This is a genomic window from Terriglobus sp., from assembly GCF_965201105.1.
In the GTDB taxonomy this organism is placed as follows: domain Bacteria; phylum Acidobacteriota; class Terriglobia; order Terriglobales; family Acidobacteriaceae; genus Terriglobus.
This window is the reverse complement of sequence record NZ_OZ241741.1, coordinates 3,066,087-3,091,000: the sequence shown is the minus strand read 5'-3', so window position 1 is coordinate 3,091,000 and position 24,914 is coordinate 3,066,087. Positions and strand designations below refer to the sequence as shown.

Here is a 24,914-nt window from a genome sequence, read left to right as displayed (position 1 = left end):
GCGTTTGCGAGTCCGGCTGAGCGACAGTTATTGTGGGCGAGGGGCGAAGTAGCCCTTCTTAGCCCGCACGTTGTAGCGGGGATCCATCGCGATCAGGCGGATGGTGCGGAAGGCGCCGTCCTGCTTAAACTCGGCGGGCCGGTAGCGCAGGGAGTACTGCGACCGCAGTTCTTCCTCGATCGCCTGAAAGCCTTTGGCCACATCTTCGATCCGGTTCGGGAAGAACGTGTGGCCTCCGGTCGCTTCACTGATGCGCTCCAGCACCTCATCGCCCTTGTCGCGGGAGGGCGAGACGTTGGTGGAAATCGTATACACGATCGTTTCGGCGCGCTGGCATTCCTTGATCGCGTCCTGCTCATACGCGTGCGAGTAGTTGTCCTCACCGTCGGAGACGAGGACGATCGCCTTGCGGATGTCCTCCTGGCCGCCACGGACGGTAAGCATCTGGTCGCGGCAGGTGGAGTAGAGCGCGTCGAAGAAAGCAGTGCCGCCGCCGGGCCGCAGCTTGTGAATGGCTTGATTCAGAAGGTCGATGTTGTTGGTGTAGTCCTGCGCGAGTTCTGTGCGCGTGTCGAAGCCGGTGACAAACGCGGAGTCGCCCCGGCGCAGCACCTGCAGCAGAAATTCGCTGGCGGCGTCCTGCTCAAACTGAAAACGCGAGCGGATCGAGTTTGAGGTGTCGAGCATGATGCCGATGCGCAGCGGCAGATTTGCCTGCTGGGTGAAGCGGATCACGCGGTCGGGGCGACGGCCGTCGTCGAGCAGGCCGAAATTCTGCTGCTGCAGGCCGGTGACGAAGCGGCCCTTTTTGTCGGTAACAGTGAAGATGAGGCTCACTTCCGGCACAAAGGCGCGGATGGTGGGGGCGGCGACGTCGGTGTCTGGTTGCTGCTGAGCGGCGTTTGCCATTCCGCTCTGCGGGGCGCTCGTAACCGCCGGCGCAGATGTTGCGGGCGCTTGCGTGCTGCTGGAGGGTGGTGCGCTGGTCGCGGGGGCTGAGTCCGTGGTGCCGGACGGCAGCGCGGGCACTTGGCAGCTGGCGGCGACGGGCAGCAGCATCGCAAAAGCGAACGCGGTGAGCAGAGAAAGGGCGCGGAGCCTGGGGGAACGAGGTTGGGGCAGTTGAGGCTCTGGGCGAAGAATCACGGGCGTAGTTTACCAATCCTGGGTGGTGTCGGGCTTACGGCCGGATCGTCAGCTGCGCAAGGAGCAGGGGCCTTGCCGATCCGGAAAAATGCAGGTTCTCACCCCGCACGCGCAAAGTGCGCGCGTGCGGCGGTCGAAATGACAATTCGTTCGAGTCTCTTTGGTGGACGTTACGGCGTGCCCTCGAGTAAGCGCAGCCGGTCCAGAAGGACTTCCAGGGCGGGGGGCAGTGGAGCTTCGAAGTCGAGCCGCTTGCCGGTGGTGGGATGCGCGAGCACGAGCCGCGCGGCATGGAGGAAGTTGCGGCCGAGGGTAGGTTTGGGATCGTTGCTGACGTCTTTCGGGCCGGCGCTTTCAGCCGCGCCTTCCCGAGCGTCCGCCGTTTCGTTTTCTAAAGTGGGTTCGGGATCGAGACCGCGAATGCGCGCGGGCGCGCCGTAGAGTGTGTCGCCGACGACGCGGTGCCCGATCGCCTGCAGGTGTACGCGAATCTGGTGGGTACGGCCGGTTTCGATCTCCACATCAAGCAGCGTGAAATCACCGGCGGAGGTGTGCAGCCGTTCCAGCACCTGGTAGTGCGTTACGGCCTCGCGCACGGATTGACCGCGGTGGGAGGGTGCATCCTCGTCGGGTTCCTCGGGCGCGCGCAGTGAGGGCCGGCCGTGGCTCGCGGTGGTGATCACATTCGCGTTCACGCGGGTGGTCATACGGATGCGGCGCACCGGGTCGCGGCCAATCGGCAGGTTGACCGTGCCGCTATCCTTGCGAACGTTGCCGTGGACGAGCGCGATGTAACGCTTCATCAGCGAGTGCTCGCTAAACATCTCGGCGAGCGCGCGATGGGCTTTGTCGTTTTTGGCGACCAGGATCAAGCCGCTGGTGTCTTTATCGAGGCGGTGCACGATGCCGGGGCGCAGTTCGCCACCCATGGTCGACAGCTTGCCCGCGAAGTGGTGGAGCAGAGCATTCACCAGTGTGCCGCTGTTGCGGGCGTTGTCGGTCGCTCCATTGCCCGCGTGTACGGTCATACCAGCCGGTTTGTCGATCACGGCCAGGTCGTTATCTTCGTATACGACTTCCAGCGGAATGTCCTCCGCAAAGGCCCGCAGTGGTGGTGGCTGGGCAGAACCACGGATCACGACCGTGTCGCCTGGTTGCACCTTGTAGGCGGAACGTTCGGTTCGCGGTTCCGCTGCCGTGGAACGGATCTGCACCTGACCTGCTTCAATCATCATTTGGGCGCGTGAACGGGAGATGTCGGGCAGCTTCGCCGTGACGAACTGGTCAAGCCGCATGTTGCGGTCTGCGCCGGTTGCGCGGAGGCTGTGTTCCTGTTGCGCCGTGCCTGGCTCGGCTGCTGATGCCGTTCCGTACAGCGCATCTTCTTCGGCCTGCTTGCGCTGCGCCTCGGCGTCGCGCGTTGCGTCGCGCGCGGCCCGGTAGTCGGCCTTTACGGTCTGGCGGCGCTTGCCTTTCGGCAGCATGTTTTTACTTGGCATGGTGTGAGTTCCAGTTGAGCAGTAGCAGCATGCCTGCAACCGTCAGCACGAGCAGCAGCAGTTGGTCGGCGCGCAGGAAGCCCGGAATGCCGATTGAAGGAAGAAGGTAGCCAGGACGAAACTCGTCGGCTACGAAGCGGGCGATGGCGGCCGCGGCCAGCCCGACGCCGAACGCCCGGCCCGGCTGCTTTTGACGGAGAAGTGCGAAGAGGGACGTGGCGCATGCCACTGCGGTGAGTACCGCCGCGTAAAGCGCGACAGGATGGTGGCCTTCATCGCCGGGCACCAGATTGCCGATGGCGAGCGTGGTGCGGCTGCCGAGGTCGTCGCCGGCAAAGAAGCTGCCAATGTGCAGGGCCACAATCAGCAGAAGCACCGCGGGCGTGACCGCGTCCAGCGTTCGCAGCCAGGGAAGCCGCATAGCTGCAATGCACGCAACAGCGGAGAGCAGGACGATCACCGGCCCGAACTTAGTTAGCGTCGGCAGCGTGAGCACCAGGCGTGGGTAGGAGCGGAATGCGGGCCACAACTCCACCGCCAACGCCAAGCGCGACAGCACGACCGTGCAGGCAAGCACCGCAAGTCCGAATGACCAGACACGCTCGCGTGCCAGTCCGGCCCGCGGAGCACACCACTCCGCGAACAGCAACGCCGCGATCAGACCGATGGCGGCGACGACACTGTAGGTGGGAATGATCAGGGAACCGAAGTGGGCGAGCCGCGGGTGCATCACTTCTAAGTCTACGGGCGCTCTGCCAAACGCAGCGAGTCAGTGCTCCAGCAGCTTATTCACGCGAAGGCGCTGGCCCGGTTCCCTCGGTGCCGCTAAGCCGCCTGCCGCCGCTTACCACGAGCGCGTCTTTGCGATATCCGGTCCCAGCGACTCTTGCGAGTTGGGCTGCGGTTCGGTGGGGACGGCGGCGGGTTCGCTGCTGGAACCGATGTGTTGTTCGAGGCCGGCGCGGAGGAGAGCGAAGGCGTCCTCGGGTGTGTCGGCGAAGCGGAAGAGGTCCTTGTCCTTGAGCCCGATTGCGCCTTTTTCGGCGAGCATGTCCAAGTCGATGACGCCCTGCCAGTACTTGGCACCGTAGATCACAATCGTCATCTGCTTTGCGAGTTTCTGCGTTTGCGCCAGCGTGAGCAGCTCAAACATTTCGTCCAGCGTGCCAAAGCCACCCGGAAACACAACCAGCGCCTTGGCCAGGTACGCAAACCAGAACTTGCGCATGAAGAAGTAGTGGAACTGGAAGTTCAGCGCGGGCGTGATGTAAGGGTTCGGCCGTTGCTCAAACGGCAGCGCGATGTTGAGACCGATGGTCTTGCCGCCTGCTTCGTACGCGCCGCGGTTGGCCGCTTCCATAATGCCCGGGCCGCCGCCGCTGGTCACCACAAAGCGGTGGCGCTTGCCCGGCAGTTCCTTGGCCCAGGCCGTGAGCATGTGGGCCAGCTTGCGGGCGTCTTCGTAGTAGCCGGCCATCTCCACCGCGGTTTCGGCGCGCTTTTGTTTCAGCTCGCTTTCTGTGGGGTCGCCTGGCCTGGCCGGCTGCTCCTCTGGCGGCGCGGGCTCGACCGAACCCGTATTCGCCAGCAGCTCAACTTGCTGCTGTGCCACGTCGAGCGCGGCAAAGCGGGCGGATCCAAAAAAGACGACCGTGTCCTGGATGCGCTCGCGCCGGAAACGAGACATCGGCTCCTGGTACTCGGACAACATGCGAAGCGCGCGCCCGTCCGGCGACTCGAGGAACGTGTCGTTTTCGTAGGCGAGGGGAGCTTGTTCCAGAAGGTTTGTTTCGCACGGCGTATGAGTTTCGCGCAAGGTGTGCGTTTCGTCGATCACAAAGCGTCTGATGCAGTCTCTGCCGCAGTCCGCTGCCGCACAGCAGCACGTCTCATCGGGCGTTCACAGAAACCCGCCTGCTCACGTCAGGCGCGGTATTCCTCGTAGTGAACGATTTCGGACAAACCGATCCAAAGATCAAGCATCCCGAGTCCGCTGATGATGCCCCTAACCGGTCCCTGTATGAGGTAGTGGTGCAGCCGCGGATAGTCCAGCAGCAACGCGTTGTGGTCCCACATCGCCTTCCACCACGGCAGGTACACGAGCAGTCCGCCCAGGTAGAGGCAGAACACCACCAGAACCATCAGCGATACGCGCTGCAGCCAAAGGGGCGCGGGGGCTGTCCAGCCGCTTTCCTCAGCGCGCACCGCTACCGGTCCGGGCCTGGCGTTGACCTGGCTCGCCGGACGCTGTGCTTCCATCGCCATCTGTTCCTACGCTAACAGAGCGCAACGCCGAAGAAGTTCCGTTGGCCTTCCAGTCATTCGACGAGGCTGCGGTCAGGCGTTGACCGGTTCGCCGGCCATCCGCGCGTTGCCCACGCGCACCGGCGTGATCCAGCCGAAGCGGTCGGGTACGCGGCCGTTCACCAGGTTCATGTATTCGGTCTGAATGCGCGTGGTGATCGGCCCCATGCTGCCGTCGCCGACCAGGATGCGGTCCACGGAGCGGAGATGCGTGACCTCTGCCGCGGTGCCGGTAAAGAACGCCTCGTCGCAGATGTAGAGCAGCTCGCGCGGCAGGGCCTGCTCCACGACCTCAAGACCCATCTCCTTTGCGATCTCAACGACAGAGGCGCGCGTGATGCCGTTCAGGACCGCATTCGCCAGCGGCGAGGTATAGAGCTTGCCCTCGCGCACGAGGAACAGGTTCTCGCCCGAGCCTTCGGACAGGTAGCCGTTGCGGTCCAGCGCGATGCCCTCGTCAAAGCCGTTCACCGCTGCTTCCATGCGGATGAGCTGCGAGTTCATATAATTCGCGCCGGCTTTGGCCAGCGACGGCATCGTGTTGGGCGCGAGCCGGTTCCAACTGGAGACGCACACGTTCGCACCCTCGTTGCCGTGCAGGAAGTTGCCCCATGGAAAGTTGGCGATGTAGATCTCGACTGGGCTCTTGAGCGGGTTGACGCCAATCTCGCCGTAACCGCGGAAGGCGATGGGCCGGATGTAGCAGGGAGACGCATTGTTCGACTCAACTACGTCGACCACGGCGTCACAGAGCTCGTCGACCGTGTAGTCAATGGGCATGCGGTAGATTTTCGCGGAAGCGATGAAGCGCGTCATGTGCTCGCGCAGACGAAAAATGCCGCCACCGGTAGGCGCGTCCTCCGGCCCCTGTGAGTAGCAGCGAATGCCCTCAAACACGGACGATCCGTAGTGCACCACGTGGCTCATTACGTGGATATTGGCCTCGGCCCAGGGGATCAGCTGGCCATTGTGCCAGATGTGTTCGGTGGTTTGGATCGGCATGGTTCTGCTCCAGGGGAAAGCTCTTGCGAACGAATCTGAAGTATAGCGCGCAGGCAAACCTGGAAAGTGCGCAGGCGAGGCAGACCTAGCCCGGACACCGGCATCTGACGTGCGCAACGGCTATTTGGGGGCACGGATGCGTTTTGTAAGAAGTTTGCTCATGATTGCGGTGCTGGCGGGTGGACCGTTAACGGCAGCCAGCGCCCTCTACGCGCAAGAGCCGCTGCAAACTTGCAAAAACGCCTATACCGAAGAGCAGGAGATCGCCGAAGGCAGCAAGGTCGCCGCAGAGGTGTACCGCCAGATGCCCGTGCTGAAAGACACCGATCCGGTCTCAGTGTATGTGCGGCAGCTGGGCCAAAAGCTGGTGGCAAGTGCGCCTGGATACCACTGGCCCTATAACTTCCACGTGGTTGATTCGGACGAGATCAATGCCTTTGCGCTGCCGGGTGGTGCCGTGTTTGTGAACCTAGCCACGGTGAGCGCCGCGGAGAGTGAAGCGCAGCTTGCCGGCGTCATGGCGCACGAACTGTCGCACGTGGTGCTGCGGCATTCCACCTGCAACCTGACCAAGCAGCGCAAGCGCAGCATTTTCTATGGACTGGGACAGGTTGCGGCGGCGGCAACCCTGGGCGGCTACGGTAATGTTGCGTCGCAGGGAATCGGCTATGTGCAGGGCCTGAACTTTCTGCACATGTCGCGCGAATCGGAGCAGCAGGCCGATCTGCTTGGCCTCAGGATCATGTACGACGCCGGGTACGACCCGCGTGGCATGCCGCAGTTCTTTGAGACGATTCAGGCGAAGTACGGGCAGGGCAGCGCGCAGTTCCTGAGCGATCACCCGAACCCTGGCAACCGGATTGAGTATGTGAACGCGCGTATCGCACAGTTTCCGCCGCGCACGCAGAATTTGACCACCACGGCGGAGTTCCGCCGCGTGCACGCCCTCGCAGCGGCACGTGCTCCGCTGACCGCAGCGCAGACGAAAAGTGGAGCCTGGCGTAACTCCAGCAGCTATCAGCCGGCACCGATGGTCGAGCCGGATGCGAACTGAGCCAAACCGTGCCGCAAACGGACAAACACGCGAACGGTGCAAGGCTACACTGAAACACACCCATGAAGATTCGCGTTCGGTATCGCGACAACCGCAGGGAGCTGAAGCGGGGCACGGTGCGCTGGTTCGGCATCAGCATGACGTTGCTGTCCATGGCGGCGGTCGCGCTTTTGTCGGCGCTGCTGACCGTGCGCATCGCCATTCACGCGGGCGAGGTTGAGGTGCCGGAAGTCTCCGGTTTAACGTTGGATGAGGCCAGCGACAAGACGCACGATGCGGCGTTGAACCTGACGGTGGAGAATCGGTTTTATTCCACGACCGTGCCCGCCGGCCGCGTTCTGTCGCAGTCGCCCGCCCCGGGCACCAGCGTGCGCAAGGGATGGCATATGCGCATCACGGAAAGCATGGGGCCGCAGCGCGCGACGATTCCTGACACCATCGGCATGGACCAGCGTGATGCCGCCGCGGCGATTCGGCGATCTTCGATGGATCTGGGCACGGTCGCGCATCTGCCGGCGCCAGGACCTGCCGACGTGGTGCTGGGGCAAACGCCGCCGCCAAACGCGGAAGGCGTCGAGAAGCCGGAAGTGAGCCTCCTGGTAAGCCAGCCATTTGCGAACGCGCCGCGCGCGTACGTGATGCCAAACTTGGTGGGGCTGTCGTTTTCCACGGCGCGCGCGCGGATGAAAGAGATGAATCTGCCGTTGTGGGCAATTGTGCCGCAGAGCGCGCCGCCTGTGACATCAGACGGCGCCATTGTGGGTGATGCGGCAGCACCACCGGCGCCGACGGTAATCGCGGGACCGATTGCCTCGCAGGTGCCTATCGCCGGTGCACGCGTGACCGCCACCGACAATCCGCATGTGACGATGACTCGGGGATACAGCGCACCGGCCCCTGCTGCACCTGCGACAACTACGCCACCCGCGCCAACCACGCTGCCACCCGCGACCGTTGCGCAACCGGCAGCGCCCATCGTACGCGTGCCGCCGGCACACTGACGAACGCCCGCCGGGGTATGGCCTGTCGCTGCTTAAGCAATCTCAAACATCGCCGCGAAGAATCCATCGCACGGCTGCACGCCCGGAATCGTTCGCAGGTGTCCGTCCGGCGTGATCGCTGTATCGCGGAGCCTCGTGCGTGCTTCGTCGCGTAATCCTGTCACCGCGTCAAGCAGCGTTTCTGGTGGAATGGCATGCACACCCTCGCGCAATGCGCTTGTCAGCACCTGTTCGTTCTCCTCCGGCTCCAGCGAGCACGTGGAGTACACGAGCCGGCCGCCGGGGGCGAGACGCGCGACGGCGTTGCGCAGGATCGCTGCCTGCCGTTCGGCTTGGCGCGAGAGGTCGCGCTCCTGCAGCCGATGCCGGATTTCGGGGTTGCGGGCCAGCGTGCCGGTGCCGGAGCAGGGCGCGTCGCACAGGATCAGGTCGAATTTGCCGGCGAGCAGCTCGCGCCCTGCGGCATCGCCAAGCACGTCCGAGGTGCGGCCTGGGTGCAGGCTCATGTCCGCCAGCACCGTGTGCACGCGGGTTGTCGCGGGGTCGGCGTCCATGCGGGTCCGCATGCGGGCGAGACGCTTTTCGCTGATGTCCACGGCAATGATTTCAGATGCGGGATGCCGCACGGCGAGCAGCGCGGTCTTGCCGCCGGGCGCGGCGCAGGCGTCCAGGATGCGTTGCGGTGAGGGGTGAGCGGCCGCGGTGATCTCCGCGATCAGGCGCGAGCCGTCATCGATGGCGGGCAGAGCGGGGTCTTCCTCGAACAGGCCATGTGCGGGAGGTTCCACCTGGTCGTATGCCGCAAGCGATCGCGTGACCTTGCCGCCGAAGTGCGTGCGCCAACGTTGCAGCAGCCAGCGCGGATGCGCGATCTCCGCTGGTGTTTCGGCTGCCAGCGTTGCACGCGCGGGTGCGGCCTCGCGCGTCAGGCGGCGCAATACGGCGTTCACCATGCCGGCGGCGTGCGGCGCTCCGTGCAGGCGCGCCAGCTCTACGGCTTCGCCAATTGCCGCGTGTGCCGGAATGCGATCCATGTGGCGCAATTGGAACGCGCCAAGCCGCAACGCCAGCAGGGCGGCGGGGTGCAGCTCGGCGTCCGGTCGCTGCAGCAACGGGCGCACCGCCGTATCTAGCGCGATCTGCCAGCGAAGCACTCCCAGTACCAGCGCCGTGGTCAGGTTTCGGTCGGCAGTGCTCAGCGCGTTCACGGCTGGCGCGTGCAGCAGGTCATCGGAGTGCGCGGCTGAACTCATCACGCGCTGCAGGACCGCGAATGCAGCCAGGCGGGCGGGTGCAATGGTGCCCTGGGGGCGCGGTGCGGAGGAGGACGCGGAGGTAAGCATCGCTTCCCATTGTCGCAGCGGGCGTCGCCTGCTGCTGCGTTCGGCCTGGGTTTGCAGCGCGGTGCGACCAGACAAACTCCGGCCGGACCAGCACGCCGGGTACACTGTTTTCCGCAGGAACTTGCGCATGCCTTCAGGAGAGAGCAGGAAAGTGGCAGAGACGATATTGCAGGGCGAAGCGGTTCGCGAAGAGATTGAGCGGCTTGGACCCTGGTTCCACAACATGCGCATCGGCGGCTTTCAAACCGCGCCGAATCATTTTCTCGGCGACTATCCCGCCATCAAATTTGCAAGCTTTCGCAATGCCCTGCCGGTTGATATGACGGGCAAAACCGTGCTTGATATCGGCTGTAATGGCGGCTTCTACAGCATGGAGATGAAGCGTCGGGGCGCCGACCGCGTGCTTGGCATCGACATGGAAGACCTTTACCTTACGCAGGCGCGCTTCGCCGCCCGACAGGAAGGTCTCGACATTGAATACCGCAAGCTCAACGTCTGGGACGTCGGCGCGATCGGCGAAAAGTTCGACCTGGTCATCTTCATGGGTGTGCTGTACCACCTTAGACATCCGCTGCTGGCGCTGGACCTGATTCACGAGCACGTGGCGAAAGACATGCTGCTGTTTCAAAGCATGCAGCGTGGAACGCGCGCCCTACCAGAGGTGAAGGACGATTACGACTTCAACGACACGGCGCACTTCAGCGAGGACGGCTACCCGCTGCTTTATTTCATCGAGAAGAACTACTCGGGCGATCGCACCAACTGGTGGGTGCCGAACCGCGCCTGCGCGGAGGCGATGCTGCGGTCTTCAGGATTTGCGATCGAATCGCAGCCGGAAGACGAGGTGTATCTGTGCCGGCGTTTTGACATTCCGCTGACTCACGAAGGCCCGCGCGCGGTGCATCCGCCAAAGTCGCCGGAAGCCGGCTTGCCTCAACATTACCCGTTCACGAAATAGGGAGGAATGCACATGCGTTTCATTCCCCATCTCACGTTTGACGGTGAGTGTGAAGCGGCTTTCAGGCTTTATGAGGAGTGTCTCCAAGGCAACATCGCTGTTTTGTTGAACTACGGTTCACAGAGCAACGCGTGGCCAGCGGAACTTCAGGACAAGATCTTTCACGCCACTCTGAAGGTCGGCGACCAGACACTCACGGGTGTCGACGTTCTCCACAGCGCGTATGAAAAGCCGCAGGGCTTCGCAGTGCAATTGAACCTGGACGAGGCTTCGGAAGCAGAACGGGTCTTTCAGACACTCTCAGCGGGCGGAAAAGTCCACATTGCTCTGCAGAAGACACCCTGGGCAGGGCACTATGCTGCGTTGACGGATAGGTTTGGCATACCGTGGGAAATTAATTGCGGAGCCTGAGTGCCAACGATGACGTTCTCCGTCAAGAAAGCTGAAATGCACCTTGCTGCGCGTGAGGTCGATAATGCGCTGGCCGTGTACACAAGTCTGGACCGCAGCGGGTATATGGATGCTGACCGCATCGATGGCGGCCGGTGGATGTGTCACATGCTTGCCGGAGAGTATGAGACGGCATGGTGTTGTTCCGACGCGATCCGCAGGCGTGGCGCGGAGGACGCGCACCGCTTCTGGCAGGGCGAGCCGATCGATGGCAAGCGGCTGATGCTGCGCTGTCTGCATGGTTACGGCGACACGGTGATGTATCTGCGATGGCTGCCGGAGCTGCGGTTGCGCTGCAGCGAGGTGATGGTGCAGGCCTGCCCGGAGATGCTGCCTCTGATTCGAGCAATGGTGCGACCCACGTCTGAGAATCCGGCCGTGGGGCACATGGCGCCGGTTCGCGTAATGAGCTGGACCGCGCAGGGCGAGAGCGATCGTGAACACTGGGATGTGCAGGTGGAATGCGCGGAGTTGCCGTATCTATTTCGAGCCACGACGGCGACGCTACCCGAGCCCGTTTTGCTGACATTTGCTGAAGCGGACTTGCACCGCATTCGTACTTGTCTTGGCGAGCGCACCAAGCCGCGCGTCGGTCTGGTGTGGACCGGCAGCAACTACGACCCGGCGCGGTCCGTTCCGTTCGCGCAGCTTCTCCGTCTGCTTCGGGATCACAACGTGGAGTTCTGGAGCTTGCAGGCGTTTGAGAACAATCACGACTGGACACACTTCTGCGCGGAGCGCGGATTGAGCGCACGCACGTTCTACACGCACGGCGAGACGGCGACCGAACTGCGGCACGCCGGTATCGCGGACATGGCAGCTTTTGCCTCGGAGATGGATTTAGTCATCACCATCGACACCATGGCTGCGCACATTGCCGGCTCGCTCGGCCTGCCCACATGGCTGCTGCTGAAGCGCGAGGCCGACTGGCGCTGGATGCTGGACCGCGAGGACTCCCCCTGGTACCCCACGCTGCGGCTTTTTCGCCAGCGCACGACAGGCGACTGGGATGCGCCGCTGACGGGCGTGTGTGATGCCCTGCGCGATTTTTACGAGGAGATGCAGGCATGAGTTTGAGCCGCCCCTGGGATGCGTACGATGCGTACCTGTTCGACATCGACGGCACGCTGCTGCACTGCAAGGATGCGGTGCACTACTTCGGTTTTTGCCACGCGCTGACCAGCGCAGCGGGGCGGCCGGTCGACATCCTTGGCCTGCCGGTGCAAGGCAAGATCGATCCCGGCATCCTGCGCGAGGCTTTCGCGCGGGCCGGTGTGCCCGAGTCTGCATGGCGGCCCCGACTGCCCGAAATCTTGGAGGAGATGGCGGCGCATGTGGAGGCGCACGCAACCGACTTCCAGATTGACGTGCTGCCGGGCGTGCGCGAGGTGCTGCAGCATCTCCGTGCAAAGGGCGCAAAGCTCGGAACAGGAACCGGCAACCTCGAACGCATTGGCTGGGCCAAGCTCCAGGCCTGCGGTCTGCGTGAGTTCTTCGACTTTGGCGGCTTCAGCAACGGCTATGAGCAGCGCGGTGCCATGATCGCCGGTGCTGCCGACACCGCGCGGCGGCTTACGCGTCTCGATGCTGCCATCCTGGTTCTTGGCGATACGCCCGGCGACATTGAGGCAGCCCGCTTCGCCGGTCTTGAGGTGCTTGCTGTAGCGACAGGCATCTTCACTGCGGAGCAATTGCAGAATGCCGACCAAATTGTGAGCTCATTCTCCCGCCTTTCTGATCTCGGCTAAGCCATTTGTCCGTACGACTCATCTAGTGTGTATGACCGGACTCGGGACACACTGCGCTCTGCTTGTGATTGACGTGCAACAGGGCTTCAACGATCCGGTGTGGGGTGCACGCAATAACCCGTCTGCCGAGGCGAAGATCGCGCGGTTGCTGCACGCGTTTCGCGCGAGCGGTCGAACGATACTGCATGTATTGCACGACTCGCGCCTGCCGGACAGTCCGCTTCGTCCTGGGCAGTCTGGGAACGACCCGAAACCGGAGGCGCAGCCGCTACCAGGCGAGCCGATTTATCGCAAGCAGGTCAACAGCGCGTTTATTGGCACCGCACTCGAATCGGATCTTCGTCGCGATGGCATTGATACGCTGGTGATCGTCGGTCTAACGACGAACCACTGCGTTTCCACGACGACCCGCATGGCGGGAAATCTGGGCTTCCACACCTTTCTCGTTCACGACGGGACCGCAACCTTCGACCGCGCTTCTCTGGACGGTCAGAACCGCCCGGCGGCAGAGGTCCACGCCGCAGCGTTGAGCGATTTGAGTGAGGAGTTCGCCACCATCGTGAGCACGGACGACGTGTTGCAGCAATTGGCGCAACGGGCGTGAGCCGGTTTGCGCCTATTGGCTGCGCAAGCTCATCCAAAGCGCATGGCGATTGAGCAGATCGATCTTGGTTCCCAGGGTGCGCGCGTTTCGCGTGAGGGACTGGGCTGCATGGGCATGAGCGAGTTCTATGGGGAGCGCAATGACGAGGAGTCGGTTGCGACGCTGCTGCGCGCGCTCGACCTCGGCATTAATTTTCTGGACACGGCGGATACATACGGCATTGGCGACAACGAGGAGTTGATCGGCCGCACCATCAAGCCGCGCCGCGACGAAGTATTTCTCGCGACCAAATTTGCGAACATCCGCAAGAAGGACGACCCCAGCTATTGGGTCGTCAGTGGCAAGCCGGAGTACGTGCATGCGGCGTGCAACGCATCGTTGCAGCGACTCGGCATCGATCACATCGATTTGTACTACCAACACCGTGTCGACCCCGAGGTGCCGATTGAGGATACAGTGGGCGCCATGGCGGAACTGGTAAAAGTCGGCAAGGTGAAGTACCTGGGCCTGAGTGAGGCATCGCCGGAGACGATTCGCCGCGCGCACAAGGTTCACCCCATCACCGCGCTTCAGACGGAGTACTCGTTGTGGGAGCGTCACGCCGAACGCGAGATACTGCCCACGCTGCAGGAGCTTGGTATCGGCTTTGTGCCGTAAAGCCCGCTTGGCCGCGGTTTCCTGACCGGCACCATCGGCAAAGACACGGACCTGGGCGCGAAGGACCAGCGCAAGGAACGGTATCCGCGCTTCCAGGGCGAAAACCTGGACAAGAATCTGGAGATGGTCGAACGTGTGCGTCAGCTCGCGGAGCGGCGCGGTGCAACGCCCGGCCAGCTTGCGTTGGCCTGGGTGTTTGCGAAGGGACCGTACGCTCCGATTCCCGGCACCAAGCGGCGCAAGTACCTGGAGGAGAACGCGGCCGCGGCGGACATCAAGCTGACACCCGGCGAGGTCACCGCACTGGAAACCGCGGTGCCTGAGAGCGAGATCGCGGGCAATCGCTACAACGAGAACGCGATGAAGATGGTCGACCGCTAAGCGCAGTCGAAAAACCAATGTACCGAACAGCAAAGCGGAGTCCGTCGGCTCCGCTTTGGCTTGCCGTCACAGCAGTTCGCCGCTCGATGGTGGAGCCGTGCTCCCGACAGCTTCCCTGGCCTTTTTCTCGCGGTGTTCTTTCATCATCTGGTAGAACTCCGCCTGATCCTCCATGGCCTTGTTCTGCAGTTGTTCAATGTGCGCCTTGTTCTCATCGGAAACCACGTTGCGCGTCACGAAGTGCTTGTTGAGCTCGCCGTACGCCGCCACGTTTCGCTTCGCCATGTAGGCTTTCATCGCCTCTGGATCGCTGCGGTCCAGACGGTTCATCTCATCTGCCATGGCAAGGCTTTCCTTCATGCGCTCGTTTGCCATACCAGTTGGACCTTTGGTGACCAGGTCCTTCAAATTGCTCAACAACCCCATTTTCGGAAATGCCATTTGCCTGCCCCTTGGTCCTCAAGTGCGAAGTGGGATGCGAGCCGTTGCCGCCGGGGTAGCTCGCTTGCCATGCGGCGGATTCGTAATGGAACGGGACAGGCCGCTAACGCGCCAGCGCCCGCAGCAGGATGCCTTCCGTCGTGTCGCCGGAAAGCTCCCAAATCATCACGCCGCCCAGCTTCTTCTCGTCAGCGTATGCGGTCTTCGCCTGCAGGCTCGCGGGATCGTCGAAGGTGAGAAAGTTGTTGCCGTCATAGACCCAGGGCGAGAGGGAAACGGGATCGCGGTAGAGCTTTGCGGCGGGGTTGGCGAGCATGGTTATCGCGGTCGACTGGTTCAGATTGCCGCGCACCGGGTCGCCTTTTGCGTTCAGGCCGTGTGTTCCCGTCTCGGGCACGTTCTGCCACTGGTAGGCGTAGAACGGGATGCCCAGCAACAGCTTTTGCGCCGGAACGCCGGCCTGCAGATAGCCATCGATCGTAGTGCTGACCGTTTCCTCGTTCAGGTTCGCCGAGCGGAGTGGAGCGTTGAAGCCGGTGATGTGGCTCCACGGACCCTGGTAGTCATAAGTCATCACGTTGATTTGATCCAGCGGTGCAGAGGCGCGGTGCCAGTCGACAGAGCTGACGTTCTTGCCAGACGCGCCGGACGCAATCGACAGCGTAAGCCCTGGCCGCAGCGCATCCATTTGCTTGCGAAACTCCTGCAGCAGCGCGATAAAGTCCTCGGCGTGGTCCTGGTCAGGGTACTCCCAGTCCACGTCGATGCCGTCGAACAGCCGCGGTGCTTCGATGCCCGGAGCGATGTGCCCCTGCAAAAACATGGCCACGCATGACTTCGCAAAGGCGACCCGGTTCTCCGGCTTCGCCGCGTCTTCAAATTGCGACCGCTTGCCCATGATGCTGATCAGCACACGCAGCTTCGGATACCGCGCACGCAGCAGCTGCAGCTGGTGAAAGTTGCCGCGCAGAGGCGCGGTGGGCTGGTCGGCTTGCGCGTCGATGCTATCGGCCGCCTGGAAGACGAGGTTCGTGTCGGCCTGCGGGTCGGCAACGACGCAGCTGTTGTCGCGAATGTTTGCCTGCGCGTAATCGATTTGCGTGAGTGTCTTGACCGCGCCGCGCGTGATCAGGTCTTTGGGTACGTAGCGACGGTTGTACACGCCCCATTGCGGAAAGTAGCCGACGACCTGGTGCGTTGGTGGCGCTGGGCTGGTTGCAGTCGCCCGGGCAGCTTGCGCGAAGCCGCGCATGGAGAGAGCGAGCAGCAGAGAAACAAGCAGGGGCCGAAACGAAACGAGAAAGCGTGATTTCATTCGCATGTTTAGACGCACCGGCCCGCGATCACAATGCAGGTTTCTCCACTGCGGCGGTAAAGAACGCCGCCTCCGGTCGAAATGACAAGGCTGTTAACGGCCGGTGCAAAGCCGGCTTGCTATCTTCGATTCATATGAACAGGCGAGAGTTCTTTGAGCGCTGCGGGGCAGCGGGGCTTGGCTCCACATTGCTGCCGGGTGTAGTGCTGGGTATGCAGGCGTCCTCCGCGCAGACCGGCACTGGCGAAGGCGAGCAGGCGAAGCTGCCGCCCATTACGGTCGAGATGCTGGAAGCCGCCGCTACCGTTGCCGGCATCACGCTGACCGCAGAGCAGCGCAAGATGATGCTGGAGGGCGTGCGCAACAATCGCGAGGGGTTAGAGGCGATCCGTGGGATGCACCTGCCGAACTCCGTCGCGCCCGCGGTTGTCTTCGATCCGCTGCCGAACGGATTTCAGATGCCGGGGCCATCGGCCACCACAGGAAAGATTCGAACCTTCGTTCTTGACGATGCCCGGGCTCTCGTTCAGGACGAGGAGAAGCTGGCCTTTGCGACGGTTTGGCAGCTCGCCACGCTCCTCAAGGCGCGGCGCATCACCTCAACCGATCTGACAAAGCTGTACCTTGCGCGCCTGAAGCGCTATGACCCGCAACTGCACTTTGTGATTACGTTGCTGGAAGACCGCGCTCTCCAGCACGCGGCGCAGGCCGACCGCGAAATCGCCGCAGGGAACTACAAGGGGCCGCTGCACGGCATCCCATGGGGCGCGAAGGATTTGCTGGCGGTCAAGGGTTACCCCACGACGTGGGGCGCGGCGAGCTACGAGCAGCAGCACTTCGATGAGGACGCCGAGGTAGTGACGCGGCTGGATGCGGCGGGTGCGGTGCTGCTGGCGAAGCTCTCACTTGGGGCCCTGGCGCAGGGCGACCTGTGGTTTGGCGGGCGCACGCGCAACCCGTGGAACCCGAAGCAGGGCAGCAGCGGTTCGAGCGCGGGCTCGGCCTCCGCGGTCAGCGCGGGATGTGTCGGGTTTGCCATCGGCTCGGAGACACTGGGCTCCATCTCGTCCCCGTGCACGCGCTGCGGTGTCACCGGCCTGCGCCCCACCTTCGGCTTTGTGCCCCGCACGGGTGCGATGGCGTTGAGCTGGTCGATGGACAAGCTTGGTCCCATCGCCCGAAGCGTGGAAGACGCGGCGCTGGTGATGCAGGTGATTCATGGGCCGGACGGCCGCGATCACGCCTGCCGTAACGCCGCGTTCAACGTGACATCGTCTGACATCAAGTCGCTGCGCGTCGGCTTTCTCGAAAGCGCGTTTGACGTGCCAAAGCTGCAGCCGCCAGCGGCGGACGCCGCGAAGCCCGAGGCCGAGGCGCTCAGCCCCGAAGCCCGCGCGAAACAACAGCAACAGCGCGAGCAGGGGCTGGCACGACGCGTCTACGACAACCGCTACGACCGCGCCGCACTCCAGGCGTTGCGCGGCATGGGCGTGAACCTGATTCCGGTAAAGCTGCCTGAGTTTCCATACGGCTCCGTAACGCCCGTGTTGAGCGTGGAGGCGGCTGCCGCGTTTGACGAACTGACCCGGAGCGGCCGCGACAAGCTCTTGAATGGTCAACAGCCCTATGACTGGCCCAACACCTTCCGCACTGCTCGCATGTACAGCGGTGTGGATTACGTGCAGGCGATGCGCGCCCGTTCTGTGCTGATTGAGAAGATGGCCGAGCTCTTCCGCGACGTGGACGTGATCGTGACGCCAAGCGGAGGAGCGCAGTTGCCCGCGACGAACCTGAGTGGGCATCCGGCGGTCATTGTGCCGAACGGTCTGCGCGGCGCGGACGCTCCTGCCGCGCCCGACATCGCCGAGGGCGCGCTCGCCAACGTGGGCGGACCGGGTACGCCGGTCAGCATTACCTTTCTTGGCCGGCTGTATGACGACGCGCGGCTGCTCGCCTTCGCTTCGGCATACCAGCAGAGGACCGATTTCCATCTCCAGCATCCGAAGCTGTAGCAGCCAAACGCCTCACCGAAGGCTCCGGATGCCGACCATAAACGCCTCTCAAGTCTCGCGTTCTTGGGTCGATGTAGGGCGAGAACACGCCTGCGGAACAGTCCGTGCCCGCCTGGGAACGGACGAGTTTGCGTTCTTCACCAGCCGGGTTGAGAGTGGCTGCTACCAAATTGAAAGGATCGCATCTCTAACCGTATGAGATTTTTCGGCCGTCTTTTTGCGTCTGCCCTCGCGTCTTCGTTGCTCAGCCTGCCGGTGGCGTCCTACGCGGTCGCGCAGATGGCGCCGCCCATGGTCAAGGCGCACATCTACGACGACACTGTCGACCCGCACAAAGACATCGCCGCGGCACTGGCGCAAGCGCGCCGCGAGCATAAGCGCGTCATCGTCGACTTTGGTGGCGACTGGTGCGGCGATTGCCAGGTGTTGGACATCTACTTTCACCAGCCGCAGAACAAGGCACTGCTCGACAAGTATTACGTTCTGGTGCACGCTTCGGTGGGTCACATCGACAAGAACCTGGATATCCCGATCGGCTACGGCGTGAACATCAAAAAGGGTGTGCCGGCCCTGGCCGTGCTGGATAGCCGCGGCAAGGCGGTGTACGCACAAGCCACCGGCGAGTTTGAGAACATGCGTAACATGAACTCCAGTGCGGTTACGGAGTTCCTGAACAAGTGGAAGGCGTAGACACCACAACGGAACGCACCGACCCCGGTGCGGCACACACACCCAGGACCGCCGCAGCTGCGCGACAGCCGTCAGCGGCGCCGGACCACCCCTCGCAGGAGGGAGCATCCCAGCATTTTTTCGGCCGCGGCAGCATGCGCCAACACGCGCAGTTGGCGCGTGAGTTCGGCGAGGGCGGCCTGCGGTTCACCGACAAGGTGCGGCTTGCGTACTGGAACGCCTTTCAGCATGACTGCCTGAATACGGCGAAGGCGACCGCGTACTCGGCCATCTTCGCGCTGTTTCCGGCGCTGATTGTCCTGGCTGCATTGGTGACGTTCCTGCCCTACGCAGCGCCTCTGCGGTACCAGCTTGCGCTGTTTTTTCAACGCGTTTTGCCCGCCAGCGTGGCGCCGCTGCTGGAGCACTACTTCATCAACAGCAAGAGTTCGCCGCAGTCCGCCAGCGTCGTGCTGGGTACGGTTGTGGTCAGCATCACGGGTGCCGCCGGCGTGCTGGGCACGTTGATGGAGGGATTCCGGCGCGCCTACCTGCTGCGCGACGAGGCGTGGGGCGAGGGCTTGCGCGGAGGCTTGCGGCGCTATCTGTGGTCCGTGCTGCTGGTGCCGATCTCCCTCATGCCTTTTGGCGCCGTCACCGTCCTGGTGATCTTTGGGCATTTTCTGCTGCCGGTTCTTCGGCACTTCCTGCCCGCGGGTCTGGATTCCACGTTCTTCATCATCGCCAACACAGCGCGTTGGTCGCTTGCCGTGCTGGTCACGGTGGCGGTGATCGCCGCTATTTACCGCTATGGCCTGCCGGTCCGTCCACGCTGGAAGCAGGTGCTCCCCGGCGCGGCGTTCGCCACGGGCACGTGGTTCCTGACAACCTTGGGATTTGGTTGGTATGTGACGCACCTGGCGAACTATTCCAAGACCTATGGGTCCTTGGGAACGGGCATTATTTTGCTGTTGTGGTTGTTTCTCACGGCATTGTCCGTATTGTGCGGCGCTGAGCTGAATGCGGAGCTGGCGCGCGACCACGCACGCATCCAATGACCCATGGGATCTGTGTCGCTTCCCGTGCTGCAAAACACCTCCTGCAACACGGAACCGGTTACAACTGAAACCACCGCGCCCGATGCGGCGCTGGCCGAGGGGCGGCTTTGGCGTCCACGCCGCGTCTACATTACGCCGGATGCGTATGCGTTGCCGCATGGCCGTGCAATGCTGGAGCGCGCCGAGGGCTTTGGCGCGGAGGTGATCCGGCTGAAGCAGAACCGGCTGACCGGGCTGAGTGGCCAACCGGGAGAAAAGGATGAGCGGAAGGCCTATGCGCTGGCGAAGACCAGCCTTGCGATCGTCGTATCGCCGCCCAGCGCGCGGCGTCTGCAGCCGATTCCGCCCTCGGCCGACTGGCAGTTCCACCTGGCGCAGGGCTGCCCGGCGCACTGCCAGTACTGCTACCTTGCCGGATCGCTGAGCGGGCCGCCGATCACGCGCGCCTACGCTAACCTGCACGAGATCCTGGAGAACCTGCGCGAGTACGTGGGCACCGGCAAGGTCACGTCGGCATCGGCCGAGCGTGCGCACGAGGGTACAACGTTCGAGGCGTCCTGCTACACCGACCCGCTCGGCATCGAGCACCTGACGGGCGGCCTGGAAGAGTCGGTTCGTTTCTTTGGCGCGTGGGATGCGCCGGTGCAGCTTCGCTTCACGACCAAGTTCGCCGCGGTCGGACCGCTGCTCGGTTTGCAGCACCACGGGCGCACGCGTGTGCGCTTCAGCCTGAATGCGGCGAGCGTGGCGCGAGATTTTGAGGGCGGCACGGCGACAATGGCACAGCGCATCCGTGCTCTCCGGCGCATGGCGATGGCCGGCTACCCGGTGGGGCTGACCGTGGCGCCGATTATGCCGGTTGAGGGGTGGCAGGCAGAGTACACCGCGCTATTCACAGAGATTGCAACGGCGCTGGACGGCGTCGCCGGGCTGGACCTGACCGCCGAACTGATTACGCACCGCTTCACGGCGGGATCGCGCGAGGTGCTGCTCGGCTGGTATCCGAAGACCACGCTGGATCTTGCGAAGGAAAACCGCAGCGAAAAGCGAAACAAGTTTGGCGGCTTCAAGTATGTGTACCCGAAAGACCGCATGGCACAGATGCGGGAGTGGTTCTATGCCGAGATCGCACGGGTTCTGCCCGGGGCCCGCGTTCTGTATTGGACCTGACCCGGCCTGGCGCGATGGGGTAAGCACTTGCGAATCAGGCAGTTCTGAAAAAAGGAGCCCGCCCGCAATCTGAACGCCGCCGCAGCGCGTTCCATCAGCAAGAGCGGGCAATGCAAGTACATTGCTCGCACCTGGAATGTTTTTTCTCCCAGGCTGCGTCCTTTTCCCCTGAAGGAGCATGCATGCCTGACCACACGATGTTTTTGGCTTTACCAAACGATCTCTACACCGAGGCACTGGAACTGGCCCGATTACGGCGAATCACCTTGTCCGATCTGCTGATTGAGGCGCTCTCAGAGAGTGTTGAGTCACAGCAGCACAGCGGCTGGATCGCGGAGCGGGTGCCGCTCACCATTGATCGCGTGTTGCGGTATCGCTGATCGCCGGAGCTCCGGCCCGTATTCAGCCTTTCCCTCTTCGCCTCTACTTTCGCCATTTAGAATGGCGAGGCTATGAAGGATGCGGACATGAGTGAGTCGACAGTGAGCAGCGCAGAGGTAAAGCGGGCGTTGGAAGGTGTGCTGGCGGCGAGCAGCGTCTCCTCCGGCAGCGCCGAAACGCCGTGGTACGCGGGCGCGCCGCGGCGCAGCGCAAAGATTGTGGCCACGCTTGGGCCTGCGTCGTCGTCGGAAGACGTATTTCGCCAACTTGTCCGCGCCGGTCTGGACGTTGCACGGCTGAACTTTTCCCACGGATCGCACGAGCAGAAAGCCGAGCTGATCCGCATGGTGCGCTCGGTTTCGCAGAGCGAGGGCAAGCCAATCTGCCTGCTGGCCGACCTGCAGGGACCGAAGATTCGCACCGGCAAATTGATCGACCACAAACCCGTGCTGCTGGAAGCCGGGCGAACGCTGGTCATCACACCGCAGGTCATGGAAGGCACGGCCGAAAAGGTCAGCACTACGTTCACCACGCTGGCCGAGAACCTGGAGCCGGGCGCACGCATCCTGCTTTCGGACGGCCTGATCGAGCTGCGCGTGACGGAGGTGCAGGGCAACGGCGATGTGGTCACCATGGTGATCAACGGCGGCACCCTTGGCGAGAACAAGGGCATCAATCTGCCCGGCATCCCGGTGAAAGTGCCCGCGCTGACAGAGAAAGATGAGGAGGACCTCGTCTTTATCGCGCAGCAGAATGTGGACGCCATTGCGCTCTCGTTCGTGCGCACGGCAGAGGACATTCGCTATACGCGCCGCCGCATGCAGGACCTGAACTGCAACGCGTGGATCGTCGCCAAACTTGAAAAGCCGCAGGCCATTGAGAACCTGGAAGAGATTCTGGAGGAAACGGACGGCCTGATGGTCGCGCGCGGCGACCTGGGCGTGGAGGTGCCGCCGGAAAAGGTGCCGGCGATTCAAAAGCACATCATCCGTCGCGCGGCTGCGTACCGGAAGCCGGTGATCACGGCCACGCAGATGCTGGAATCCATGATCGACAACCCGCGGCCCACTCGCGCCGAGGCCAGCGACGTGGCGAACGCGATTTACGACGGCACGGATGCCGTCATGCTCTCGGCCGAGTCCGCCGCCGGACGTTACCCGCGCGAGGCGGTAGCGATGATGAGCAAAATCATCATCGAGACCGAAACGCAGATGTCGGTCGACCACGAATGGAGTCCTCTGGGCGTACACCCGGCGCGCGTGGGCAAGCTGAGCATCAGCGAGACAATCTGCGAGTGCATGGCGCACTCGGCCGACGACCTTGAGCTTGCCGCGATCGCAATCTTCACGGAAAGCGGCTCAACGGCGCGTCTTCTGAGCAAGTACCGCCCGAATGCGCGAATTTTTGCGCTGTCCCCAGTCCTTGACGTGATCGGCAAAGCCATGCTGCTGTGGGGCGTGCACCCCATCCTGTGCCAACGTTTCGATCAAACCGACAAGCTGGTGGAAATGGCCGAAAACATCCTGGAGAACGCCGGCCATGTACACAGCGGTCAGATCCTTGGCATCGTTGGCGGAACGACCACCAAAAGCGGCGCAACCAACTTTATGCGGCTTCATAAAGTCGGCGACCGCTGACGAGGAGCAACGGCTGAGCGGTTGACCTGACCTGCGCAAGGTGCATCCATCATGGTGCAAGGAGTTCGCTTATGGCCGAAACGCCGGATACGATACAGGAACCGAAGCTGGAAGAGATTGCGACATCGCAGGACAGCGTGTATGACGCGGTCATGAAGGGTATGGTCGAGTCGATGGCGGACCTGGTCGAGCGTGTTGCCGACACGGGCGCGTCCTCTTTGGAACGCGAGATCGAATTCGCCGGGCAGACCTGGACGGTCAGTGTCCGCTTGAAGACATAGCAGTAGCACATCCTGATGGTTCACGGCGCTGTCCTTCGCGCGGTCGCCGTCAGCTATGGTTACGCCGTAAGTTCCCCGTGCTCACCTTGTGCGTGCATCCGGCGCGCCAGGGCAGGCAATCCGAACAGAATGCCGCACACCGCGAGGTTCGACAGCACGTCGTTGCGATAGAACGGCAGGCCTGCCGCGTAAGAGGCCGCCAACCCGGTGAGCGTGTGTGGGTACATGGTGCCGCCGGCCCACACCATGCCGTTACTCAGCAGGAAAAACCCCGTGGACAACGCCAGCGCGGCAGTGATCACACGAACCGCGGTAGCACGGCGATGGAGACCCGCCGAGGCGGCCAGGCAAACCAGGCCGTACCAGGCCCACGTGATGGCGTAAGCGCTTATGTGAAAGGGAAACCCGTACACCTTTGCCGTCAAGACCCAGTCGCTGACCGCAATGCCCAATACCGCCAATACCGCCTTCCAGCGCGAGGATTGGTCCCAGCGAGAGCCTGCAAACAGCAAGCCCCCGCCCAGCGCGGTGACACCCCACGCCGCGGTGTGCAGGGCGTGCGGCAGAAAACGGCTGAGAATCGCGAGAATCAGGACGACGTAAGCGGCCATGCAACTATTCTTCCACAGCGGGAGTGCACAAGGCGCACCTTAGCCGCCGTGAGCGCGGCGAAATTTGGGCACATGCTTCCTGATGCGTCCGTCGCCAACGATTCAGGGGTTCTGTTCTTTGCTGCCGAAGTACATGCGCTCGACCTGGCGCTGGTCGTTCACCCAGGCCTCGGCGGTCAACGCCTTGGTGACCTGCCCGTGCAGGTTCCAGATGTCATAGCCAAACCGCAAATCGCGGAACTGCACGTCGTGAAACGCTTGCTCCTGGGGCTGCAGGGGCAGATCCGGATGGATCTCGCCTGCAGTGCCAATCTCTTCGGTAACGGGAAACTTCGACCAGTCTAGGTACACGCGACCCAGCAGGCTGTGCTTGGCGACCAACGTGCTCAACGTCGTGGGCGGCTTCGGCACGGGCTGCTGGTCCATCTCCATCACGCCGTTCCGGGTGTCCACGCCACCGGTGACGAAGTTGTTCGGCGTTTCCACGACGATATGCCAGCGATAGACGTTGATCGGATACGGGTTGGCGGAGACCTTCAGCACGCGGCCGCCGTCGTACTCTTGCTGCTGGGCAATGTTGACGGCTAGATCGTGCTGCTGCCAGTGCCACACCCACAGGCCCAGCATGCACACCAGCGCAGCCGCGGCCAGCCACTGCCCACGGTAGCGTTGCCGGCGTATTCCGATCTCCGAATCCGTCAGGCTAAAGATCAGCGGCAGCAGCAGCGCCAGTCCCAGCAGCAACAGCAACACAGGTTCCACAATGAAAACAAGGTCGCCGGAGTACCAGCGCGGGTTCCACGGCGCGAACGGCCGCACGCCGTAGTTGTTGGTCCAGTCCAGCAGAATGTGTGACACGAGCGCGAGCAGCGCCATGAGGCCGAGCAGCACCGGGCGAAACGGCGGTTGGTCGTTCCGCGACCGTCGCCGCTTAATTGCCCTCCTCGCGTAGCCCCAACCATACATCAGGCCCACGACGAACGCGGCCTGCAGCGGCAGCGACCACAGGGCATGGGTCCACCCGCGATGATGTTGGAAGTACGTAACGGGGCCGCCGAGGCGGTAGACATAGTCCGCGTCCGGCAGTTCGGCCGCAATCACGCAGGCCAGGGTGGCGAAGCGGGCGCGTTTCGGAAAGCCGAGAGCGCGCGACAGGCAGGCGCCGGTCAGCATGTGGGTAACGGGTTCCACA

25 protein-coding genes and 1 pseudogene are annotated in these 24,914 nt (G+C 63.0%); 15 read left to right on the top strand and 11 right to left on the bottom strand.

Going from position 1 to position 24,914, the window contains the following annotated elements; all coding sequences use genetic code 11:
* Positions 1–27: 27 nt before the first annotated feature.
* From ACOFKT_RS13665 to ACOFKT_RS13640, 6 genes are all read right to left on the bottom strand, one after another.
* On the bottom strand, positions 28–1,146 hold the full coding sequence (locus ACOFKT_RS13665) for a VWA domain-containing protein (protein ID WP_419804532.1): 1,119 nt from the start codon (positions 1,144–1,146) through the stop codon (positions 28–30).
* 170 nt (positions 1,147–1,316) lie between these two features.
* A complete protein-coding gene (locus ACOFKT_RS13660; protein WP_419804531.1) occupies positions 1,317–2,645 on the bottom strand; it encodes a pseudouridine synthase in 1,329 nt (442 codons plus the stop codon).
* Positions 2,635–3,375 carry a prolipoprotein diacylglyceryl transferase family protein gene (locus tag ACOFKT_RS13655; protein ID WP_419804530.1) on the bottom strand — a complete coding sequence of 247 codons (741 nt, stop codon included), beginning with the start codon at positions 3,373–3,375 and terminating at the stop codon, positions 2,635–2,637. The genes ACOFKT_RS13660 and ACOFKT_RS13655 overlap by 11 nt, the downstream gene beginning before the upstream one ends.
* 114 nt (positions 3,376–3,489) lie before the next feature.
* A complete protein-coding gene (locus ACOFKT_RS13650; protein WP_419807172.1) occupies positions 3,490–4,479 on the bottom strand; it encodes a TIGR00730 family Rossman fold protein in 990 nt (329 codons plus the stop codon).
* 89 nt (positions 4,480–4,568) lie between these two features.
* The gene (locus tag ACOFKT_RS13645; protein WP_419804529.1) at positions 4,569–4,910 is read right to left on the bottom strand and encodes a hypothetical protein; all 342 of its coding nucleotides are present in this window, start codon (positions 4,908–4,910) and stop codon (positions 4,569–4,571) included.
* Positions 4,911–4,982: 72 nt separating this feature from the next.
* Positions 4,983–5,951 (bottom strand): branched-chain amino acid transaminase, encoded by a 969-nt coding sequence (locus ACOFKT_RS13640; RefSeq protein WP_419804528.1) that lies wholly within the window; start codon positions 5,949–5,951, stop codon positions 4,983–4,985.
* Positions 5,952–6,111: 160 nt separating this feature from the next.
* On the opposite strand from ACOFKT_RS13640, the gene ACOFKT_RS13635 reads away from it, so the two are divergent.
* Positions 6,112–7,005 (top strand): M48 family metallopeptidase, encoded by an 894-nt coding sequence (locus ACOFKT_RS13635; protein WP_419804527.1) that lies wholly within the window; start codon positions 6,112–6,114, stop codon positions 7,003–7,005.
* A 62-nt stretch (positions 7,006–7,067) separates the two neighbouring features.
* Positions 7,068–8,006, top strand: coding sequence for a PASTA domain-containing protein (locus tag ACOFKT_RS13630; RefSeq protein WP_419804526.1), 939 nt, complete (start codon positions 7,068–7,070; stop codon positions 8,004–8,006).
* Positions 8,007–8,038: 32 nt separating this feature from the next.
* On the opposite strand, the gene ACOFKT_RS13625 is transcribed toward ACOFKT_RS13630, so the two are convergent.
* Positions 8,039–9,349, bottom strand: a complete 1,311-nt coding sequence (locus tag ACOFKT_RS13625) for a transcription antitermination factor NusB (RefSeq protein ID WP_419804525.1) — start codon at positions 9,347–9,349, stop codon at positions 8,039–8,041.
* 151 nt (positions 9,350–9,500) lie between these two features.
* On the opposite strand from ACOFKT_RS13625, the gene ACOFKT_RS13620 reads away from it, so the two are divergent.
* The 6 genes and pseudogenes from ACOFKT_RS13620 to ACOFKT_RS13595 all read left to right on the top strand — a co-directional run bounded on the left by ACOFKT_RS13620 (position 9,501) and on the right by ACOFKT_RS13595 (position 14,147).
* Positions 9,501–10,307 (top strand): TIGR04290 family methyltransferase, encoded by an 807-nt coding sequence (locus ACOFKT_RS13620; RefSeq protein WP_419804524.1) that lies wholly within the window; start codon positions 9,501–9,503, stop codon positions 10,305–10,307.
* A 12-nt stretch (positions 10,308–10,319) separates the two neighbouring features.
* Positions 10,320–10,718, top strand: a complete 399-nt coding sequence (locus ACOFKT_RS13615; RefSeq protein ID WP_419804523.1) for a VOC family protein — start codon at positions 10,320–10,322, stop codon at positions 10,716–10,718.
* A 9-nt stretch (positions 10,719–10,727) separates the two neighbouring features.
* The gene (locus ACOFKT_RS13610) at positions 10,728–11,828 is read left to right on the top strand and encodes a hypothetical protein (protein ID WP_419804522.1); all 1,101 of its coding nucleotides are present in this window, start codon (positions 10,728–10,730) and stop codon (positions 11,826–11,828) included.
* Positions 11,825–12,505: an HAD family hydrolase gene (locus ACOFKT_RS13605; protein ID WP_419804521.1), complete on the top strand. Its 681-nt coding sequence runs from the start codon at positions 11,825–11,827 to the stop codon at positions 12,503–12,505. The genes ACOFKT_RS13610 and ACOFKT_RS13605 overlap by 4 nt, the downstream gene beginning before the upstream one ends.
* A 31-nt stretch (positions 12,506–12,536) precedes the next feature.
* Positions 12,537–13,109 carry a cysteine hydrolase family protein gene (locus ACOFKT_RS13600; RefSeq protein ID WP_419804520.1) on the top strand — a complete coding sequence of 191 codons (573 nt, stop codon included), beginning with the start codon at positions 12,537–12,539 and terminating at the stop codon, positions 13,107–13,109.
* Positions 13,110–13,151: 42 nt separating this feature from the next.
* Positions 13,152–14,147, top strand: a pseudogene (locus ACOFKT_RS13595) (aldo/keto reductase).
* Between the two features lie 66 nt (positions 14,148–14,213).
* Here ACOFKT_RS13595 and ACOFKT_RS13590 read toward each other — a convergent pair.
* Together ACOFKT_RS13590 and ACOFKT_RS13585 are read right to left on the bottom strand one after the other, a co-directional pair.
* Complete coding sequence (locus ACOFKT_RS13590) at positions 14,214–14,588, bottom strand: hypothetical protein (protein WP_419804519.1); 375 nt, start codon at positions 14,586–14,588, stop codon at positions 14,214–14,216.
* 103 nt (positions 14,589–14,691) lie between these two features.
* Positions 14,692–15,903: a glycoside hydrolase family 18 protein gene (locus ACOFKT_RS13585; protein WP_419804518.1), complete on the bottom strand. Its 1,212-nt coding sequence runs from the start codon at positions 15,901–15,903 to the stop codon at positions 14,692–14,694.
* A gap of 116 nt (positions 15,904–16,019) precedes the next feature.
* Between ACOFKT_RS13585 and ACOFKT_RS13580 the strand changes: the two genes are divergently transcribed.
* The 7 genes from ACOFKT_RS13580 (at position 16,020) to ACOFKT_RS13550 (ending at position 23,111) form a co-directional block, all read left to right on the top strand.
* Positions 16,020–17,915 (top strand): amidase, encoded by a 1,896-nt coding sequence (locus ACOFKT_RS13580; RefSeq protein ID WP_419804517.1) that lies wholly within the window; start codon positions 16,020–16,022, stop codon positions 17,913–17,915.
* Positions 17,916–18,110: 195 nt separating this feature from the next.
* The gene (locus ACOFKT_RS13575) at positions 18,111–18,605 is read left to right on the top strand and encodes a thioredoxin family protein (RefSeq protein WP_419804516.1); all 495 of its coding nucleotides are present in this window, start codon (positions 18,111–18,113) and stop codon (positions 18,603–18,605) included.
* Between the two features lie 134 nt (positions 18,606–18,739).
* Positions 18,740–19,642 carry a YihY/virulence factor BrkB family protein gene (locus ACOFKT_RS13570; protein ID WP_419804515.1) on the top strand — a complete coding sequence of 301 codons (903 nt, stop codon included), beginning with the start codon at positions 18,740–18,742 and terminating at the stop codon, positions 19,640–19,642.
* Between the two features lie 3 nt (positions 19,643–19,645).
* Positions 19,646–20,812 carry a spore photoproduct lyase family protein gene (locus ACOFKT_RS13565; protein ID WP_419804514.1) on the top strand — a complete coding sequence of 389 codons (1,167 nt, stop codon included), beginning with the start codon at positions 19,646–19,648 and terminating at the stop codon, positions 20,810–20,812.
* A 182-nt stretch (positions 20,813–20,994) separates the two neighbouring features.
* A complete protein-coding gene (locus tag ACOFKT_RS13560; RefSeq protein ID WP_419804513.1) occupies positions 20,995–21,192 on the top strand; it encodes a hypothetical protein in 198 nt (65 codons plus the stop codon).
* 87 nt (positions 21,193–21,279) lie between these two features.
* Positions 21,280–22,830, top strand: coding sequence for a pyruvate kinase (gene pyk, locus ACOFKT_RS13555; protein ID WP_419804512.1), 1,551 nt, complete (start codon positions 21,280–21,282; stop codon positions 22,828–22,830).
* A gap of 71 nt (positions 22,831–22,901) precedes the next feature.
* A complete protein-coding gene (locus tag ACOFKT_RS13550; RefSeq protein ID WP_419804511.1) occupies positions 22,902–23,111 on the top strand; it encodes a hypothetical protein in 210 nt (69 codons plus the stop codon).
* A 59-nt stretch (positions 23,112–23,170) separates the two neighbouring features.
* Here ACOFKT_RS13550 and ACOFKT_RS13545 read toward each other — a convergent pair whose 3' ends face one another.
* Positions 23,171–23,722: a DUF6580 family putative transport protein gene (locus ACOFKT_RS13545; RefSeq protein WP_419804510.1), complete on the bottom strand. Its 552-nt coding sequence runs from the start codon at positions 23,720–23,722 to the stop codon at positions 23,171–23,173.
* Positions 23,723–23,824: 102 nt separating this feature from the next.
* Positions 23,825–24,913, bottom strand: a complete 1,089-nt coding sequence (locus tag ACOFKT_RS13540) for a metal-dependent hydrolase (protein WP_419804509.1) — start codon at positions 24,911–24,913, stop codon at positions 23,825–23,827.
* Between the last annotated feature and the right edge of the window lies 1 nt (position 24,914).